Consider the following 20,487-nt stretch of genomic DNA (forward strand, 5'->3'; position numbering starts at 1 on the left):
GCAACGGGTATCAATTAAAACCCGGTCGGCTGCGCGGCGGCAAAGTAATGCCCCTGACCGGCATAAATTCCCAGTTTAAGTAAACAATCCCATTCGTCACTATTTTCAATACCGACAGCAATAATTTTAGTACGGCTGTTCAGGCAGCTGGCCATTAAGCTCTGCAGAGCAATTTGATTAGCAGCGCGCTGATTAACATCACGTACCAGACCCGGATGTAATTTCAAATAATCAATATTAAAATCCAGAATATATTCAGTATTAACAATCGATTTACCGACATTATCAACCGCTACTTTACAGCCGATTTTCTGAACGGCATTCAGCGCCGTACGCAGTGAAAAGTAATTCTGCGTTAACGCATCCTCAGAGACTTCTATCACTAGGTTATTACGCAGATATTTGGGCTGCTGCATCAGCTCGTACATCAGCCATTTATGAGTGCTTTTGTCGGTTAAAATCCGCGCACTCAAATTAAGCGCAACGGGTATCGCCGACTGACCTCGAGAGACAAGTAAAGCAAGTGTTTTTTCTAACATCTGCAGATCAAACTTTTCGTGCAGACCGCATTTCTCAGCCATAGGTAAAAAAGCTGCGGCGGCAATGATCTCTTGATTACTGTCTTTGATACGCGGCAGAAGTTCACAATAAAGCTCATCAATACCATCAGCGAGCACCACCTTCTGACTGTATAATAACAAACCGTTATTCTCCAGGCGGTTTTCCAACAGTGTCCGCCACCTTACCGTGCCCTTAGCCAGACTCACTGGTTTTTCCTGCTGATCCGCCAAAAACCAGCCGCTGCTTTTCTGATGCACTGCAACTAACAATGCTTGATTTAAATCATCCATGATAGAAACCGTTTTTGCACCGTAATGAAAATTAACCACACCGATATGAAAAAACTCGTCAATTACAAAGGGCTGCGGCAGCTGCAGCTGAAAAAGCAGTTTACAAAGCTGTTTCGCGGCCACTTCAGTCTCCTGATAAGACATCTGCGGAATAATAATAACAAACTCTGAAACATCAATACGGCCGTGAAACCGATCGTCATAACGCTGTACAAATGCCGACAAAAGTTCCGTAATCTGCATCAGCATTTTCTGGTAGGTGTTTGTGCCTAACTGATGATTAAGCGTATCTAATTCACTAAATTTTATCAGCAGCAAAGCACTGGAGTAAACATTCTGCTCCATTGCGACCACATCTAAACGATTTTCAAAAGCGAGGTTATTTCCCAAACCGGTACTTTCATCTAAAAACGCCTGCCCGCGAATATGCGCATCAAAATAACTGCGTTCTTTTTTACTCTGTTCCAGCTCCATGGTAAGTACATCTAATGCTTTACTGGCGAGCTTAGGCCACTCTCCCTCATAGGGAATTCGAGCGGTAGGATTATTCTGCAGCAGGTATTTGGCTCTTCTTTCCAGAAGCTCAGCTCCTTTAAACTGCTTTTTGATCCAGCGAATTGCAAAAATCAGCAGAGTAAGGCTAAATAAAACAGCCAGTGAAATACCAGCCAGAGGTTTCATGGAAAACTTAATCTCATCGTAGGGCTGGCGGGTATCTAAATGCAGGGAGATCTTGGGATATTTTTCTAACTGATATTGATAGCTAAGCTGCCGGTTCTTAGGGTAATAGTGACGGCTTTCATAATAACTCTGATAAAGGACCTTGCCGGACCGCTTTATCTGTAAACGCACCACCCCGGAAGCGTTAAGCAGATCCGGCAGCCAGACCTCAAACTCATGCTTCTCTATGCCTTTATCCAGCTGACGTTCAATAACGTTAATAATGGCATCCATACGCTGCTGATGGTATTTAAGTGATAGAGAGCGCAGCGTGAACAAACCGCCGACCAGTACTAAAGCGATACACATCAGTACAACTGATGTTGTTATATAGGTAAATTTATCCGTAAATTTCATTTAATCCCTTAATCACAACTTAATTATTAAATATTTCAGCTTAATACCCGAAAACAATAATATAATGCTATAACAATTTCACCAGCCTGAAGGGCCGTGAATGTTAACAATAGGAAACCTAATGGCATCTTACTCAAATCCAAGCCAAGTACTGCAGCGTAATGAAACGCTTTTTCATAATAAAAACATCTTAGTTGCCGGCAACATTGATGACGACTACCCGTTACATTTGCAGACCATTGCCTCATCAGCAACATTTTGTTTTAGCGACTACCGTTATTACAGAAGCTTAAAAAACAAATTAACCTCGTCAGAAGTCCACTTTACCGACAACTACCAGGGCGACAAAAAATTCGATCTGCTGTTGATATTTCTGCCTAAAGCCAAACAGGAAACCCAGTATTTGCTGGCGAATCTGGCCCCGCATTTACAAGACGGTGCAGCCGTTATTCTGGTCGGCGAAAAGAAATGCGGCATCAAGAGCGCAGACTCTTTATTAAAACCTTATTCATCGAATATCAATATCATTGACTCTGCCCGTCATTGTAGCATTTTATTTTGTGAGTTAAACCAGACGGTTAAAACCTTTAACCAGACAGAGTGGATAAAAACCTATACGCTTAATATCAATAATACTGAACTGCAGATCTGCTCGTTACCCGGCGTGTTCAGCTATGGTGAATTAGATAAAGGCAGTGAACTGCTGCTGCAGAATCTACCGGAAAAACTCACTGGAAGCCTGCTTGATTTCGGCTGCGGCGCCGGTGTTATTGCATGCTACATTCAAAAGAAACACCCGCACACCGAGATAGATTTAATTGATGTAAACGCATATGCCTTAGCCAGTGCCAAACTATCACTGCAGCAGAACGGACTAAGTGGCAACGTTTACCCTTCAGACGTTTTTTCTGATGTCAACAAAAAATATAACCTACTGATTTCCAATCCGCCGTTTCACTCCGGTCAAAAAACAGATTACGTTGCGGCAGAAACATTTATTAATCAAGCACCTGCAAACCTAAAAAGCAATGGTAGGATGTCTATTGTTGCCAATAAATTCTTGAGATATGAACCTTTAATTGAAAAAGTGTTCACTAGTTCACAAAAACCTCAAGAAAACAATAAGTTCAAAGTGTTGACATGCCTCAAGTAATAATCAAATTAGCGCTGTTAATTTTTTATGTTTTTTGATAACGTTTCCAGACTACAAAAGGACTAAGCTGCTGACTCATTTTTAAGCAGCAAATACGTTATGTGGTAGATCATAACATTCACCCCCCCTTTTTTTTATCTGGAGACATTTATGGCTGGAATACTCGCTATGATTCTTGCTGGGGGAGAAGGCTCTCGTCTTTTCCCTTTAACACAATCTCGCACCAAACCCGCAGTACCTTTCGGCGGTAATTACCGTCTTGTTGATTTTGCACTAAACAATTTTGTTAATGCAGACTTGATGAAAATTTACGTATTAACCCAGTTTAAATCCCAGTCATTAAACATCCATTTACGTAAAGCATGGCGTTTATCAGGCGTTATGGGCAACCGTTTTATTGAAGCAGTTCCAGCACAGCAGCGAGTTAATAAAAACTGGTATTCAGGCACCGCTGACGCCATTTATCAAAATGCACGTTTTATTGAAAAAAGCGAACCGGAACACGTTTGTATATTCGGCAGTGACCACATCTACAAAATGGATGTGCAGCAGATGGTTGAACATCATAAAGCTAAAGGCGGCTCTCTGACAGTAGCGGCAATCCGAGTCGTTAAAGAGCAGGCTTACCATTTCGGAATTATCGAAGTCGATGAGGAAGGCCGCATGATTGGTTTTGCTGAAAAACCGGCTGTTGAAGATGCAAAAACTATTCCTGGTGATCCTGATCATGTATTAGCTTCAATGGGTAACTACATTTTTAAATCAGATGTATTACTTAAAGAACTATATGACGATGCGCCGGATAATAACTCCAGCCATGACTTCGGCAAAGACATCATCCCTAAACTCTACCCTAAAGGTGATGTATTTATTTATAAATTAAGTGATAACTATATTCCCGGCGAGCCGAAAACAGCTTACTGGCGCGATGTAGGCACCATTGATTCATACTGGGAAGCGCATATGGATCTACTGATGCATGAAACGCCGTTTTCGCTGTATAACAAAAACTGGCCGTTACACACCTATCATCCGCCTCTGCCGCCGGCAACATTCCGTGATCACGGTGATTCAGTCAGCGATATTTCTCAATCTCTTATCGGTGCAGGCTCTTATATTAACGGTGCAAAAATAGACAACTCTATTCTCGGTTTCCGCAGTCATGTATGTAAAAACGTACTTATAAAAGATTCTGTTTTCTTAGGAAACGCGAAAGTTGGTGCAGGCTGCCGACTAACAAAAGTAATTCTTGATAAAAATGTAGAAATCGCCCCAGGTACCATCATTGGAGAAAATCTAGAAGAAGACCGCAAACGATTTACCGTTTCCGATAATGGCGTTGTTGTGATCGCGAAAGACCGCAGAGTCGGTTTTGAAGAGCCGGCAGCGGTTATTGAAGACGTAAAAGAATTAGCAGATTCAGTTCTTTAACGATTTTTTATTCTAAATATATAGGTTTCTAACATGGCAAAAGTTCTCTCTATGATTTTAGCGGGAGGTGAAGGTTCCCGTCTTTACCCGCTAACGCAGTCTCGTACTAAACCATCTGTACCATTCGGCGGCAGCTACCGTCTGGTCGATTGTGTTTTAAACAATTTTGTAAACTCATCACTGCTTCGTATTTATGTATTAACACAATTTAAGTCTCAGTCTCTTAATGAGCACCTTAACAAAGCCTGGGGATTAAATAGTATTACCGATACCTTTATCGATGCAATTCCAGCGCAGATGCGTACCGGTAAGCACTGGTACAGCGGCACAGCTGACGCTATTTATCAGAACTTACAGTTTATCGAATCCGATGAGGCTGAAACTGTTTGTATTTTCGGCAGCGATCATATCTATAAAATGGATATCAGCCAGAAAATTGAATTCCATCACGAAAAAGATGCAGTATTAACAGTTTCTGCTATTAGACTGCCCAAAGAACAGGCTTACCACTTCGGTATTATCGAAGTCGATGAGGAAGGCCGTATGATTGGTTTTGATGAAAAACCAGCCGTTGAAGATGCAAAAACCATCCCGGGCGATCCGGATCATGTATTAGCATCAATGGGCAATTACGTATTTAAATCAAAAGAACTGCAGGCCGAGCTGATTCGTGATGCGGCGCTAACAGAATCAAGCCATGACTTCGGTAAAGATATTATTCCGCATCTATATCCACAGGGCAAAGTCTTCGTTTATGACTTTACCCAAAACACCATCCCGGGAGAACAGGGTGATGCATACTGGCGCGATGTAGGTACTATCGAATCATACTGGGAAGCCAATATGGATTTGATTAAGTCTGAGCCTCCAATTTCACTGTACAACCGAAAATGGCCGATGCATACACATTATCCAGCACTGCCGGCTGCACACTTTAAAAACAGTCATGAGTCTAACTGTACGATTCGTAAATCGTTAGTTTCCGACGGCTGTCATATTACCGGCGCATCGATTAAAAAATCAGTACTGGGCTTCAAGTGCTTTGTTGGTCAGGACACTGAAATTTTTGAATCTGTACTATTGGGCGACACCAAAATTGGCAAAAACTGTATTTTAACTAAAGTTATTATTGATAAAGATGTAATGATCGCTGATAACGTACAGATTGGCGTTAATTTAGAAGCAGATAAAAAACGCTTTACTGTTTCAGATGACGGTATCGTTGTTATCCCTAAAGGTGCTAAAATCGGCTTTTAAGCAGTAACATTGATATTGCAGTCAGCATAATATTTACAAGCCACAGTTTTTTGTGGCTTTTTACTTATATCAGATGTATTAATTAAGCATGTACTACAGAGTAAAAATTAACATTTAGCGAATTTTGCTAACGGTTAATTTTTCGGCAGTACTTATCACACGGATAGTGCTTATTTTAATTAGCGGGACGGAGCACTTTTTGATTCGTCCAGTATTATTAAATTAACTTTTTACAGCATGGGCAGAACTGCCACAGGAGTCTTTCATTGGATAATAGAAAACTAAAAATTCTTTTTGTATCGTCAGAAGTCGAAGGATTCTCAAAAACGGGAGGTTTGGCTGATGTTGCCAAAGCCCTGCCGGTCGAACTGCGTAATCTTGGTCACGAAGTTAAAATTGTTACTCCTTTTTACCGTACCATCAAGCATCGAGAACATGCGCAGCAGCGTTTAAATTTAACACTGCATACAGATCATTCCCGTCCGAGCGTTAATTTTCAGGTGCAGGAATTAAGTTTAGACGGCATCCCTGTTCTAGCCATTGATAATACACACTATTTTGACCGTGAAGGTCTGTACGGCGAAGACAATCATGCTTATCAGGATAACGGCGAGCGTTTTGCTTTTTTCAGCCTGGCGGCACTACAGGCTTGTGATGCATTAGACTTCACACCGGATATTATTCACTGTAATGACTGGCATACAGGTTTGATCCCTTATCTGCTTAAAACCCGCTACCATGAGCATAATCGTTTTACCCATACTAAAACCTTATTAACAACTCATAACGCTTGTTATCAGGGAATTTACGATAAGTCGCAGCTGAACCTTATTCCAGAAGTCAGCTCATGTATGGATGAACGTGTATTAGAAAACTACAGCTATATTAATTACCTTAAAGTCGGCTTAACTTACAGTGATAAAATCAATACAGTAAGCCCGAACTATGCCAGTGAACTGCTTACTATTCTTGGTTCTCACGGCATGTCACATCATTTTATTGAACGTATTCAAGATTTTGAAGGTATCTTAAACGGTTGTGACTACGATGACTGGAATCCTGAAAACGATTCCCACATTCCAGCTAACTACAGCGCAGACGATCTCAGCGGAAAAGAAATCTGTAAAAAAGCGCTGCAGAAAGAAGTCGGGCTGCCGGTAAATAATGATCCGGTTTTCGGTATGGTCTGCCGCCTGACAGAGCAGAAAGGCTTTGGTCTGATAGTGCCAATGTTAGAACGTTTTTTAAAGCATAATGTACAGCTGGTGATTGTCGGATCGGGTGATCCGTCCATTACAGGTCAGCTTAATGCCATTGCTAACCACTTTCCGGATAAATTTAAGTTTATTGACGCTTATAATACCGATCTCGCGCATCTGGTTGAAGCCGGTTCAGACTTCTTTGTCATGCCGTCACTCTTTGAACCTTGTGGTTTAAACCAGCTGTACAGCCTGGCCTACGGTACTCTGCCGATAGTTCGTGCGGTAGGCGGTCTTAAAGATACAGTACTGGATTACGATCAGGACCCGGATCATGCTAACGGTTTTGTGTTCTACGATACTAACCCGAATCAGCTGCTGAATATCTTACGCCGCGTAGTACTGCTCTACACCGAGCACCCGGAAGAGATGTATCGTCTGAAAACACAGGCAATGCGCTCACACTTTTACTGGTCTGATGCGGCTAGGCATTATGAGCGTGTATACTATAATGCGCTGCATCATCACCATAACTGGTAAAAAGCGCTGATGTAAAGCATCCTGCATAAAAACCAATTTCATTACGAAGTTGGTTTTTTTTTACAAGAAATATAAGGTTTACGATGAACAAAACTTTGCGCCGGTTAATGTATATCAGTGTTTTATTATACCCGTTATCTGCACTTGCTGATATCAGCCGGATTAGTGAAACTCAGTGCCTAAAAATGTCTGAAACAGGAGTAATGGACAAACACGCTCCAGTGCAGTGCGGACGTTTACGAAACGTCTCTTTCACGCATGTTGATTTTCAAGGTATCGAGAAAACCGGGCAGATAGTAGTACTCGATGCTGTGGCCCCCTATGTTGAAAATATTTTTACGCAGCTGCTGCACAAAAAATTTCCGATTCACCAGGCTGTCACCATCGAGCACTTTTCCGGAGATGACGATAAATCAATGCAGGCTAATAACAGTTCAGGCTTTAATTACCGCGCGATAACTGGACAACAAAGTCTGTCACTGCATGCCTATGGTGCGGCGGTTGATATTAACCCGCTGCAGAATCCATTTGTATCCTTTACCTCATGGGGAACAGCCACCTTTAAGCCGCTTAAAGGTCATCAATATTTAAACCGTATGCACAGCCGTCTGAATAAAGAAAACAGCCGCGGTTTTGCTGAGCAGGTATTAGCTGTGTTCGCACAAAACGGTTTTATCTACTGGGGAGGATACTGGGATACACCTATCGATTTTCAGCATTTTCAAACTAGTCGGGATATGGCTTATTTAATGAGTGATTTAGATGGTGCTTCTGCCGGGTTGTTTTTTAAAAATTATGTAAACTGGTATCGTCAGTGTTCCACAGGGTTAACCACACAGGCGCAGCTGTTTGCCGTAAACGATTATGCCTCATATCTAAAAAAACGATTAAAAACAAAATCGTTACATACAAGTCTTAAAACAGATAAACAGCAGCTGCTGAATTTAATCACACAGCAGCTTAACAGCTCCCCTGAAAATTGTTCAGGATAAACACATGTCAGACTAACTTGCCTGTTCCTGTAACTGCGTAATGTAATTAACCAGATCATCAATACTGACCACCGGCATGCCGTGCGCTTTGGCAAATTTTACCACCTCGGGTAAACGTGCCATCGTGCCGTCCGGGTTAGTCAGCTCACAGATAACACCTGCGGCTGTTCTTCCGCCAAGTTTTGCCAGCTCAACAGCAGCTTCCGTATGACCTCGACGCGATAAAACCCCGCCTCGATGTGCCTTAAGCGGGAAAACATGGCCAGGCCGGGAGAGATCCTGCGCCTGCGCGCCAGATTTAACCGCAGCTTTAATAGTAGTCACCCTATCCTGAGCGGATACGCCCGTAGTAACTCCCGACGCAGCTTCAATACTGACCGTATAAGCGGTGTTATTCTGACTGGTATTGCAGCCAACCATCTGCGGTAAATCAAGATGCCTGGTGGTTTGTTCCGTTAAACAAAGGCAGACAATACCGCTGCCTTCACGGATCATCATCGCCATCTGCTCAGTTGTCAGTGAATCGGCGGCAAAAATAAAGTCTCCTTCATTTTCTCTGTCCTCATCGTCAACAACTAAGACCCCCTGGCCGTTTTTAATAGATTCAACTGCATTAATGACACGTTGTGAAACATCACCGAATTGTGTTAATAAAGACTGACTCATGGTAGTTCCTTAATAATTAATAGTTACCAGAATCAGGGCATAGGGAAGTGCGTTTTCTGTATCTTTCGATTTAGAATACGTAAAAGCAGCGAACAAAAGTCCGCTTTATTCTCTTCCATCCGGACTCTAACCGTCGGCTCTGGAGTTACACCAGATCTGCTGACCTCAATATGTAAGAAAACATAAAGAGCGCTCGCGGGCTTGCCAAAGGCTTACCGCCGGTGGGGAATTTCACCCCGCCCTGAGAATTGCTAAGTTAATTTAGCGGGAACATATTAACGTTTAATCAGTCACTTGGGAAACAAAAAAGCCGATCTGCTTAAGCAGATCGGCTTTGATAAAAGGTTAATCTCTAAAAAAGGTATGCCCCTAAGGGTGAGCCACCCGAATTTTGACATCCTTCTTAAGCTCTTCCTCTAAGAGATCTTCCACATAACCCGGTGAATGGGTTGCACTGGAAATTAAACGGTACATTGCCGGGATCACCAGCAGCGTTACCAGCGACGCAAAAGCCATGCCGAAGAATACCACGGTACCCACAGCAATACGGCTTTCAGATCCGGCTCCGGTTGACAAAATCAAAGGAACAGCGCCGGCAAGCGTAGTAAATGCGGTCATTAAGATCGGACGTAAACGCCGAGCCGATGCGTCAATAATCGCCTGCTCAAACTCAATGCCCCGATCCCGAAGCTGATTAGCAAACTCAACAATTAATATGCCGTTTTTGGTCACCATACCAATCAGCATAATCATACCAATCTGACTGTAGATATTGAGCCCCTGATTCATAAAGTATAAACCTAAGAAACCACCTAATACGCCCATAGGCACGGTCAGCATCACCACCAGCGGATTAATAAAGCTTTCAAACTGAGCGGCCAGTACTAAATAGGCCACCAGCAGCGCCAGCGCAAAAACAACCAGCACACTGCTTTGATTTTCTTTATAATCTTTCGATTCACCACTGTAATTCACTGAAATATCACTTGGCAGCAGCTGTACCGCTTGAGCATCTAAAAAGTCCAGTGCTTCTCCAAGTGTATAACCCGGCGCAACACTGCCGCTCAAGGTAATAGATTTCTGCTTATTATTATGCGATAAGCGCTGCGCCGATGCGACTTCTTCGATATGCGTAATGGTATCAAGGGTAACCAGCTCACCGCTTGCGCTGCGCATATAAATCTGGCTTAAATCCGCCACGTTATTAAAGCGGTTCTCATCCCCGCGCAGATAAACATCATACTCTTCACCACGATCGATATAGGTCGTTTCGCTGCGTCCGCCAAGCATTATCTCTAATGTAGTTGAAACTTCATTAACGCTGATGCCAAGTTCAGCTGAACGTTCTTTATCAATACTAACTACCAGCTCAGGTGTCTTTTCTGAATAATCAAGGTCACCTGAGACCAAGATCCCGGCATCCTCCGCTTCCTGACGCAGCAGCTCTGCCCATTTCTGCAGCTCACTGTAGTCCGAACCGCCCAGCACATACTGTACAGGATCACTGGATCCCCCTCTGAATCCCGGCGTTAGAGGACGGACCATTACATCGGGAATATCCTTTAACGCCTCACTTACCATGCCCAATGCCTGCTGTGCATTAACAGTACGGTTTGCCCAGTCTTCCAGCACCATAATAACAAACCCGGTCTGATCGCCGGCCATGCCGCCGAATGCAGGTGCCTGCGTACTGAAAGATTTAATAACCCCCTGACCAACCAGCGGCAGAATACGTTCTTCCACTATATCCATATTGGCATTCATACGGTTATAACTGGTACCTTCTGCCCCTTTTATAAAGGCAAAAATTACCCCGCGATCTTCTTTAGGAGCCAACTGAGAAGGTACCATCTGCATCAGCCAGAAACTGCCGGCAATACAGGCTAATATAATAACCGGCGCGGCTAATCTAAATTTAACAGCTTTAACCAGCAGACGTCGATAAGCCGCCTCTAAACGTAAAAACAGGGACTCCATCGCGCGGTTAAAACGATTAGGTTTGACATTTGCCTTTAAGATCTTACTGCCCAGTACAGGTGTCAGTGTTAATGCAATAATGGATGAAAAAATCACCGACATGGCGAGCAGCACCGAAAACTCCGTGAATAACAATCCGACCATACCGTCCATAAATGAAATAGGTAAAAATACCATCACTAATACCAGCGTGGTTGCAACAACCGCAAAACCTACTTCACGCGTTCCTTTATAAGCAGCCAGTAACGGTTTTTCTCCTTTTTCTATATGGTGGAATATATTCTCCACCACCACGATTGCATCATCAACCACCAGACCAATCGACAGAATCAGCGCCATTAAGGTAATTAAGTTGATTGAAAAACCAAAGTAATAAGCGGCTATAAATGAAGAAATCAACGATACAGGTACCGTCACAGCAGGAATAATGGTAGCTCGAACTTGACCGATAAAAATATATAAGACTAGTACGACTAAAGCACCGGTGATAAACAGCGTGCTGTATACTTCGCTGATCGAGCGGTCGATAAATACCGTTGAGTCATAATCAACCGCTAGACGCGCTCCTTTCGGCAGGAACTGCTGAATATTTTCTACTTCTTTATGTACGGCACCAGCCACCTCTAAAGGATTAGCATCGGACTGAGTAATAACACCCAGGCTTAAGTTAACCACCCCGTCACTTTTAAAGGATGAATTCTCATTCTCTGCACCAACATACACTTTAGCAACATCTTTTAAGTAAACAGGTGTGCCGTCACTGGCAGTTCGCACCACCAGGTATTCAAAATCCTGCGGCTGCGCATATAAACGCGCGGTGCGCACTGACATAACCGTCGTATCATTACGTACTTCACCACCGGGATTTTCTACATTCTCCTCATTTAAAGCGGCCACAATATCATTGGTGGTCACCGCCCTGCCCGCCATTAAATCCGGGTAAAGTTTGACATACATAACCTGATATAAACCACCGGAAAGACTCACTGAGCTGACACCGGAAATAAGGCTGAAACGATCTTCTAATACACGCTGTGCATAATCGGTCAGCTGCGTGCGGTCCATTTCAGTGGAGCTAAGGTTAATATAAAGCGACGGCTCACCCGTACCGTTATCTTTTGCAACGACAGGATCGTCAGCCTGCTCCGGCAGGGAGCGCTGCGCCTTAGCAACCGCATCACGCACATCGCTGACTCCTTCGGTTAGATCCCAGCCAAGATCAAAGGTAACAGTGATACGAGACATTCCATTACGAGTTACTGAAGAAATTTCATCAATACCGCTGATGCCGGTGATCTGCTCCTCGATAATAGTAGTAACCTGGCTTTCCATAATAGAAGCTGAAGCACCGTCATAGATAGTCATAACCGTAACAACCGGACTTTCAACATCCGGCATTTCCCGAATAGATAGTTTGTTGAAAGAAACCGCACCAAAAACACACAGCAATAAACTTAAAACAATTGCAACAACGGGACGTTTAACCGAAGTATCGGAGAGCCACATTAGTTAAGCTCCTTATCTGCTTTAGTACCGTCAGCAAGATCTTTCACTTTTAATCCGTCTTTCATATTCACCAGTCCCTGCACAACAATTCTGTCGCCGACCTCAACACCTTCTTCAATCAGAACCTGATTAACGATACGCGCGCCTAGAAGCACCTCGGTACGTTTAACAAAACCCGACTCGTTGATAACATATACAAAACGTTTGGTGCCGGAATACTCTAATGCCTGCACTGGAATAATCGGTTCATTAATTGCAGGAAAAGTCATGGTTGCCGACATCATCATGCCCGGTTTTAATCTATTATGCGGATTATTAAACTGTACTCTGACACGAAGGTTAAGTGTTTCGGCATTGATTCTGGAATCAATAGCAATGACTTCCCCATGAAAAACAGTGCCCGGCCATGCACTGCTGGAGGCAGTTACTTTCAGACCTTCGGATAACATCGACAGATAAGATTCAGGCACCTGAAGATCCAGCTGCATAACAGACAGATCGTCCAGAGTCAGCAGCTCAGTGCCCACAGAAACCATCTTGCCGCGGCTAAAATCAATCAGACCGATAGTACCGGAAAATGGCGCCGTTAAATGATGATCATCTACTTCAGCTTGAGCCGCCAGTAAACGTGCTTCAGCAATCTCAACAAAAGCATACTGGGCATCAAGCAGCGTCTGAGTGACGGCACCTTTTTTTACCAGACTTACATATTCATTCAGTTTGCGCTGCTCATCAAGCAGATAAGCAGAAGCTTCAAGTAAAACAGCCTGAGCTTTAGAATCATCTAACTGCAGCAGCGGCTGCCCCGCTTGTACTTTTTGATTAGCCTTTACATTAATGGAATTTACCTTGCCCGCTACCTCAGGGGCAATACTGACAAACTGATCCGACTGCAGTTTACCGATCAGCGAAATAGACTGTGAGACTTCATGATATTCAACCTGTTCGCTGTAAACAGCAACGGCCCGCTCAGACATCTGGGAAGATTTAGCGCTAAGCACTGAGCTGTAACCGGATATACTTAAGATCATGCTAGCTAATAGTGTCAGGGAAACACGTTTATTCATTTTTTATTCCATATGTTGAGATTGAGATTTACATCCGCTTCTAGTCAAAATGTATTTATCGGCATCTTGAATGATAACGGGTATATTATATTCAAACTTTGCCTCTTATTTCTTCAACACTAAGTAAAGCAGTGTAAAGTAATGTAAGGTCTGCAGCAGGCGATTATAACGATCTTAAAAAATACAATTGTCAAATATTTATTACTGACATTAGTGTTCTTAAGACTAGGGTTAAGAGACAGGTAAAAAGACTAAACGTTCACTGCGGTTGTGGTTTTAAATAAGGTAATTTATGGTATTGAACAGGGTAGAGAGTGTACGGAATAATAACAGGTTACAAGGAATACAAATTTATAGACACAAAAATTATTGACAGTAAAAATACGGCCTGAAAAATCAGTCTGAAAGTAAAGGTATCATCCATGTTTCGGCATCCGTTACATTATTAAAAAACTGAAAAGTTTCATCCGCTTTAACACATAGATCTGCAAGGTGGCGCTTACCCAGCTCTGGTGAGTTGGATTCTGTTAAAATAAAAGCAGTGGCCGTACGACCGTGTGTTTTTTCATATTTAATCTGCTCAATAAGCAGCTCAGCGGCATCAGGCGTATGCACAGGTTCACCATACATAATCGCAATGATCCCCCACTTTCCCCTTTTCTTAAGCTGCAGCATCATCTTTGCATTAGCAAATGAAATTTTCAGGGCCTCTTCATTCCATGGACCACGCCCTTCCACAATTAAGATATTATTTTCTAAAGCTAAGTTAAAAACGCCATGATCCTTCATGTCACTCTAATTCCTTTTTACAAACAGGGATAAAGCTTACCATGCAGAAAACTGCCCGGCACCTATAGCTGCTCAGTCAATGGGAGTTATGTAACATATGTCACTTTTATTATAAGTAAATAATGAAAAGGATAAGTAACTTCTCAAACCAAAGCATCTCTACATCATATTCACTTCTGAAGCAGCAGCGAGCATTTATTGAACTTACAAATTAAAAAGTGAAATGTTAAGAGGATAGATACCGCTGATTATTATACAGTCACTCTGAAAGCAGAGATTTCATCCATATTTCGGCGTCTATAACACGATTAAAAAACTGAAAGGTTTCATCAGCTTTAGAACATAGGTCAGAAAGATGGCGCTTACCCAGTTCTGGCGAAATGGAGTTAGTTAAAATAAACGCGGTGGCTGTACGACCGTGTGTTTTTTCATATTTTATCCGCTCAATAAGCATCTCAGCAGCATCAGGTGTATACACAGGTTCGCCATACATAACAGCAATGATCCCCCATTTCTCTTTTTTATTAAGCATCATCTTCGCATTATCAAAAGAAATTTTCAGCGCTTCTTTATTCCATGGTCCGCGACCTTCCACAATTAAAATGTTATTTTCTAGAGCTAACTTAAAAACGCCATGATCCTTCATCTCAATCCGAATTCCTTTTCCAATCAGAAAGACAGTTTACCATGCAGGAATCAACCCGACATCTATGGCAGATCAATCAATAGGAGTTACGTAACAGATAGTACTCTTAATTATGCTCAATAATTAAGAGTGATAGAGGTAAAATCAAAAGATAATGTCATAGGCAGCAGTATAACGCGACTACAGATCAGGTAATTTAGTAAGCATGGATGAGTATAAAAGTTACAATATAATTTTTAGTCAACTTTAAACTGATCCACAAGCAGTTTCAGATCACCAGCCAGTTCAGCAAGTTTTTCACTGGCAGCCGTTGTCTGCACAGCCCCCTCTGATGTCTGCTCCGCCATATCATTAATACTGACAATACTACGATTAATATCTTCATTAACAGCATTCTGCTCTTCCGCTGCACTAGCTATCTGCGTACTCATATCATTAATACGCGCTACGGCACTGGCAATCACTGTTAATGAGTTGCCGGCCTGATTAGCCTGATCAACAACCGCAAGTGCTTTAGTACTGCTGACATCCATTGCTTCAACCGCTTTAAGCGAACCAGACTGGAGCTTCTCAATCACCTGCTGAATTTCTTCAGTAGACTGCTGGGTGCGCCCGGCCAGTGTGCGCACTTCATCGGCGACAACTGCAAACCCCCGTCCCTGCTCTCCCGCACGGGCCGCTTCTATGGCCGCATTCAGCGCTAACAGATTGGTCTGCTCTGCAACACCTCTAATAACATCCATTACCGTACTTATATTTTCACTGTCTTTTTCAAGCTGGTGAATCACACCGGCTGCATTTTCAATAAAATCAGAAAGCTCCTGAATATCCGCAACCGTTTGATTCACCATCTGGCTGCCGGCTACCGTTTCATCATTTGCTTCACCAGCGGCTTCAGCTGTCTTGGTTATATTTACGCTGACTTCCTGCACAGTAGCATTCATCTCATTAATCGCGGTGGCAACCTGCTCGGTCTGGTTCTTCTGCTCAAAAATAATCTGCCCGGTTTGACTGGTTACCGCCGAAGTTTGTTCCGATGCACTGGCAATATCAAGAGAGGCACGAGAGACCTGTAGAATACCGGTGTGAAACTTTTCCATCATAAGATTCAATGATTCGGCAGCCATACCAATTTCATCATTCGATTTAATGTCAATTCTTTTGGTCAGATCCGAGTTTTTCTCAATCTCATTAATCATCTGACTAAGTTTAATAATCGGTTTGGTAGTAGCAACTGCAAAAGCAATGCCAATACCCAGGCCTACGGCGACCAGCAGCACTGTAATGGTGACTGACAACATAAATATGCTTTTAGTAAGCACATAAGCCGGGGCAAATGCTTCCGCCTCATCAATTTCACTCATAATAATCCAGTTCAGCCCTTCAATTTGAACCGGCGCATAACTTGAAAGTACCGGCACATTCCGGTAGTCGGGGTAAATATCAAAACCGGAATTTCCAGACAGTGCCTTAGTCACTCCGGGAGTAGCGGCAGGCTGTAATCCGATACTAGTCCCCTTAGTTGAAATAGCATCAAGCGTGCTCTGTGCTACACCGGATTCAGATAATGCCTTAACATATCCCGCTTTATCTTCAATTAAAAAACGGCTCATTGAGCGTAATGTTTTATCCTGCGCAACCAGATAGGTTTCACCTGATTCTCCTAAACCACTTTCAGCCCACTTTTGATGATGAGTCATAATATTATTGATATTATCAATGGGCATCTGAAAGATTAATACACCGCTTTTGACACCGTCATTAAATATTGGAGAGGCGATAAAAGAAGCAGGATCCTGATAAGAAGGCGGGTAAGATGCAAAATCAGCAATCGCAACAAAATCACTGGACGTCGCCTGATTAGCTTTGCGGAATACTTCACCAATCGCACTATCCGCATAGCTGCCGTTTTTCAAAGAGGTCGTATAATCAAGCTCTTTAAATACAGAATAAATAATATCCCCGGAATCGGAATCAACCAGAAATACATCGTAATAACCGAATTTCTGCAGAAAATAATTAAAAACAGGGTGATATTTTTTATGAGCCTGATTATAGGAAGAGTTATCTCCCATATCGTTAAGATTGTTTTTTTCTCCTAGCTGACTCGGATTCGCTTTTATCATTTTATACTGCAGGACAAGCGAATCATCATCTAGTTTTGCCAGCCAGGAAGAGACATCCGGGCGTTGATTATTATTACGTTTTTTATATTCGTTCGAAAAGTCGTTCTGATAATAAGCCGATAACTGTTTTTTAAAGTCAGACAGATCCACAGGGACTTCATATTTATAATTAACAAAGCCTTCTTTGAATGACTGCATCGCATCAATAGTCATCCCATTATTGGACAGTGTTTGTACCTGTTTGCGAATGGTACTGAAATAATCTTCGATACGCCCTTTAGTCAGATCCCGAACAGCAACAAGCTGTTCCTGCGCAGCCTCTTTTAAAGCATCTTCACTATTATTCGATGCAGTAATACCAATCGTAACACAGGCAATAATCACCGGAACTGCCGCCAATGTGCCGGCACCAATGATCACCTTTTGTTTAAGTTTCATGAGCATTATCCTTCAATTGTACGTATCTGTAAATGTAGGATAATGCTGAGACATTGTTAGTGAATTGTTAAAAACACCTAGAGTAATACGTAAAATAATTGCTCCTTACCCACAACTACTCTTTAACTCTTCTTTAAGATTTAATAATTAAGCTTTAAAATCAAACACTTTTAGTTATGTAAATCAAAAGTCAAGTTTTTGTATAAATTCAGACATGAGCAGCTGTTCGCCGTAACAGTGAATTTTTATATTAACTTTATCCGGCAGGCATGATTGTTTTTAAGGTACTTGATTCATCAATGAATGTGATTTTACAGAAGCAGGAAACAGCTGGATTATTATTTGTTTGTCTTATTAGCATATATTGGTTGATAATGTTCCATATTGGTTAAAAACCGAGGAAAGTTAATATGTTTTTATTGAGCCGGAATGAATTTGAGAAGAGTTAAAATGCCCCAGCGTATTGTATCAGCCTTATTAATATTGATTTCTTTATACACAGTAAGCAGCCATGCTGAAATATACCGCTATCAAGATGGACAAGGTAAATGGCATTTTACAGACGTGCCTCCCGGCAAAGATAAAAATGCTGAACAGCTTGACGTTGACCAGGCAGAAACAACTGCTGTGTCGAGCAGAAAAAAAACAGCTCAAGATCTACTGGTTCATTTAAGCGATTTAATTAAGCCGAATAATGATATCGAAAAAGCAACCCTTTCCGTTGTGAAAATAGAAACGCTGACAGGATCAGGCTCTGGATTTTTCATCAGCGAGCAGGGTCATATTATTACTAACAAACATGTTGTACGTATTACTGCGACAAAATACTGGAAGTTAGAACAGAAAAATATAAAATCCGATGAGCAGAGAATAGAAGAAGCCGGGAAATACTTAAAACAAAAAAAATTAGAAATGCAAAACTACAAAAAAAAGCTGGATGATTACAAAGAACGCATTGCCGGGGCACATAAAACAGATAAAGCTGATATGCACGAAACATACAATTATTATTTAAAACGTTACCATGATCAGGAAAAAGAACAGAATAAAATTACTGATGACTATACCAAAGCCAAAAAAGCATTATCGAAGCAGAAAAGTAATATCAGACAGTCGAGAGCAGCCAGTACCTTTAAAGTTATTCTCAAAGACAATACCGAGCTGCAGGCTAAGCTGATCAAGCTAAGCCCTGAATTTGATTTAGCGCTGCTTCAGTTAACCGGAAACTACAAGACCCCGTTTCTTAAAAATTCGGATAGCTACACTCAAGGGATGGACGTTTATGCAATCGGCAGCCCGCTGGGTTTTAAAGACTATGTCAGTAAAGGAATAATCATGGGCCGGGAAAGTGGAAATATTGTCACTGATACCCAGATACTCCCAGGAAACAGCGGAGGCCCGTTAATTACGCCCAAAGGCGATGTGGTCGGTATTAATACTGCAGTTTATCGCGCAGGTAGTACGCTCGGATCTGAAGTATTTGGTTATGCTATTCCGGTATCAATTGTCGAGAGTGAATTTGCTGATGAGGTGAATTAAAGTAAAAAGCTAATGTATCACCTACAAGATAACCCGGGAAAGAGGCTATTAAACAGATAAATTTATCAAACTGCACATACAAAAAACTGCAAAATCAAGTTATTAATGCATAGCGCCCGAGGGCGGACTTGAACCGTCACTTCCGAAGAAAAGCGATTTTGAATCCCAATGCCGCTGGTTATACCGCTAGTGTTGTATACTTAATACATTGTTTCAGTTGGCTTTGGTTATTTTGATTTTAATACGATTTAGGCAGGTTTACGCCCCCCCCATTAATACCTCAACGATAAAAATCAGGCTGAATTTAGTACGCTCCTTTTAAGGTCAGAAGTATATTAGAAATAACGTTTCCACTGGTTCATAGCATTACTCGTTTTCGATAGAAAAGAAATATGGCGACAGCTAAAATGTTCACTATCAGAGTCCCCTGATATACATCAGCATATCTCTTATGGGGTTTAATTAATTTTTTCGTTAATTCTGGTCTCGGCGTGAGCCCGGCATTTTTTGCAAAGGCACTACTCTCATTGAGGGTGTTACACGACCAAAGATTGGTACGGGTTTAATGCTTGAAGCGTTAGTGATTAAGTGTAGCGTCAAAATTTGTTAGCGTGACAACGTCACCGGCAATCATGCTATCGATATGGATGTCACCAATTCGAACTCTTACCAGTCTTAATGTAGCAAAGCCCACAGCAGCCGTCATTTTTCTTATCTGACGGTTTTTCCCTTCACAGAGAGTGATAGATATCCAGCTAGTAGGGCCATGTCTCGGATCGCGGATTTTACGGCCACGAGTGGGGAGTTGAGGCTCACAGTCTAGCTTGACTACTTTACAAGGCTGGGTTAGATAATTCGTGCCATTAAGACCAATCTCAACACCATTTTGCAGCAGTGACATTGCGGCCGCAGTGATCAATCCATCAACTTGCACGTAGTACTCTTTTTCTATACCTTTACTTCTGACTTTGTAGCTCATCATACCGTCTGTAGTGAGTAACAATAACCCTTCGGAATCATGATCTAACCGCCCAATCGCCATGGTTTTATCGGGGAAATTAAATAGCTCACCTAGTAGATGTTTCTTCTTTCGTGTTTCAGGTAAAAACTGACTTAAAAAACCATATGGCTTAAATATTTTGAAGTGCTGGTGAGTTTGCCTTGGCTCAACGAGTTCTGTTAAACAGGTTTGGTTAGTGGTTGGCATTAAACATGACCTTAATCGTAAAATAT

At 42.1% G+C, this 20,487-nt stretch carries 14 protein-coding genes and 1 riboswitch; of the genes, 6 read left to right on the forward strand and 8 right to left on the reverse strand.

What is annotated here, in order from left to right; all coding sequences use genetic code 11:
- Positions 1–14: 14 nt before the first annotated feature.
- Positions 15–1,928: an EAL domain-containing protein gene (locus G327_RS0109650; RefSeq protein ID WP_019614566.1), complete on the reverse strand. Its 1,914-nt coding sequence runs from the start codon at positions 1,926–1,928 to the stop codon at positions 15–17.
- A 121-nt stretch (positions 1,929–2,049) separates the two neighbouring features.
- Here G327_RS0109650 and rsmC point away from each other — a divergent pair, with 121 nt between their 5' ends.
- The 5 genes from rsmC to G327_RS0109675 all read left to right on the forward strand — a co-directional run bounded on the left by rsmC (position 2,050) and on the right by G327_RS0109675 (position 8,500).
- Positions 2,050–3,081 (forward strand): 16S rRNA (guanine(1207)-N(2))-methyltransferase RsmC, encoded by a 1,032-nt coding sequence (rsmC, locus tag G327_RS0109655; protein WP_019614567.1) that lies wholly within the window; start codon positions 2,050–2,052, stop codon positions 3,079–3,081.
- A 150-nt stretch (positions 3,082–3,231) separates the two neighbouring features.
- Positions 3,232–4,512, forward strand: coding sequence for a glucose-1-phosphate adenylyltransferase (glgC, locus tag G327_RS0109660; protein WP_019614568.1), 1,281 nt, complete (start codon positions 3,232–3,234; stop codon positions 4,510–4,512).
- A 33-nt stretch (positions 4,513–4,545) separates the two neighbouring features.
- Positions 4,546–5,769: a glucose-1-phosphate adenylyltransferase gene (glgC, locus tag G327_RS0109665; RefSeq protein ID WP_019614569.1), complete on the forward strand. Its 1,224-nt coding sequence runs from the start codon at positions 4,546–4,548 to the stop codon at positions 5,767–5,769.
- Positions 5,770–6,035: 266 nt separating this feature from the next.
- Positions 6,036–7,508 carry a glycogen synthase GlgA gene (gene glgA, locus G327_RS0109670; protein ID WP_019614570.1) on the forward strand — a complete coding sequence of 491 codons (1,473 nt, stop codon included), beginning with the start codon at positions 6,036–6,038 and terminating at the stop codon, positions 7,506–7,508.
- Between the two features lie 83 nt (positions 7,509–7,591).
- Positions 7,592–8,500, forward strand: coding sequence for a M15 family metallopeptidase (locus G327_RS0109675; protein ID WP_019614571.1), 909 nt, complete (start codon positions 7,592–7,594; stop codon positions 8,498–8,500).
- Between the two features lie 12 nt (positions 8,501–8,512).
- On the opposite strand, the gene ribB is transcribed toward G327_RS0109675, so the two are convergent.
- From ribB to G327_RS0109705, 6 genes are all read right to left on the reverse strand, one after another.
- Positions 8,513–9,166 (reverse strand): 3,4-dihydroxy-2-butanone-4-phosphate synthase, encoded by a 654-nt coding sequence (gene ribB, locus G327_RS0109680; protein ID WP_019614572.1) that lies wholly within the window; start codon positions 9,164–9,166, stop codon positions 8,513–8,515.
- A 103-nt stretch (positions 9,167–9,269) separates the two neighbouring features.
- Positions 9,270–9,419, reverse strand: a riboswitch (FMN riboswitch).
- A 116-nt stretch (positions 9,420–9,535) separates the two neighbouring features.
- On the reverse strand, positions 9,536–12,649 hold the full coding sequence (locus G327_RS0109685) for a multidrug efflux RND transporter permease subunit (protein ID WP_019614573.1): 3,114 nt from the start codon (positions 12,647–12,649) through the stop codon (positions 9,536–9,538).
- Positions 12,649–13,716 carry an efflux RND transporter periplasmic adaptor subunit gene (locus G327_RS0109690; RefSeq protein ID WP_019614574.1) on the reverse strand — a complete coding sequence of 356 codons (1,068 nt, stop codon included), beginning with the start codon at positions 13,714–13,716 and terminating at the stop codon, positions 12,649–12,651. Before G327_RS0109690 ends, G327_RS0109685 begins: the two co-directional genes overlap by 1 nt.
- A 396-nt stretch (positions 13,717–14,112) precedes the next feature.
- A complete protein-coding gene (locus tag G327_RS0109695; protein WP_019614575.1) occupies positions 14,113–14,505 on the reverse strand; it encodes a hypothetical protein in 393 nt (130 codons plus the stop codon).
- Positions 14,506–14,764: 259 nt separating this feature from the next.
- The gene (locus tag G327_RS24365) at positions 14,765–15,151 is read right to left on the reverse strand and encodes a hypothetical protein (RefSeq protein WP_019614576.1); all 387 of its coding nucleotides are present in this window, start codon (positions 15,149–15,151) and stop codon (positions 14,765–14,767) included.
- A gap of 236 nt (positions 15,152–15,387) precedes the next feature.
- Entirely contained in the window at positions 15,388–17,715 is a 2,328-nt protein-coding gene (locus tag G327_RS0109705; protein WP_019614577.1) for a methyl-accepting chemotaxis protein, read from the reverse strand.
- A 450-nt stretch (positions 17,716–18,165) separates the two neighbouring features.
- Here G327_RS0109705 and G327_RS26015 point away from each other — a divergent pair, with 450 nt between their 5' ends.
- Positions 18,166–19,254: a trypsin-like peptidase domain-containing protein gene (locus G327_RS26015; RefSeq protein WP_019614578.1), complete on the forward strand. Its 1,089-nt coding sequence runs from the start codon at positions 18,166–18,168 to the stop codon at positions 19,252–19,254.
- A gap of 577 nt (positions 19,255–19,831) precedes the next feature.
- On the opposite strand, the gene G327_RS0109715 is transcribed toward G327_RS26015, so the two are convergent.
- Positions 19,832–20,461, reverse strand: a complete 630-nt coding sequence (locus G327_RS0109715) for a pseudouridine synthase (protein ID WP_019614579.1) — start codon at positions 20,459–20,461, stop codon at positions 19,832–19,834.
- Positions 20,462–20,487 lie beyond the last annotated feature (26 nt).

The sequence above is a fragment of the Psychromonas ossibalaenae ATCC BAA-1528 genome, from assembly GCF_000381745.1.
Classification (GTDB): domain Bacteria; phylum Pseudomonadota; class Gammaproteobacteria; order Enterobacterales; family Psychromonadaceae; genus Psychromonas; species Psychromonas ossibalaenae.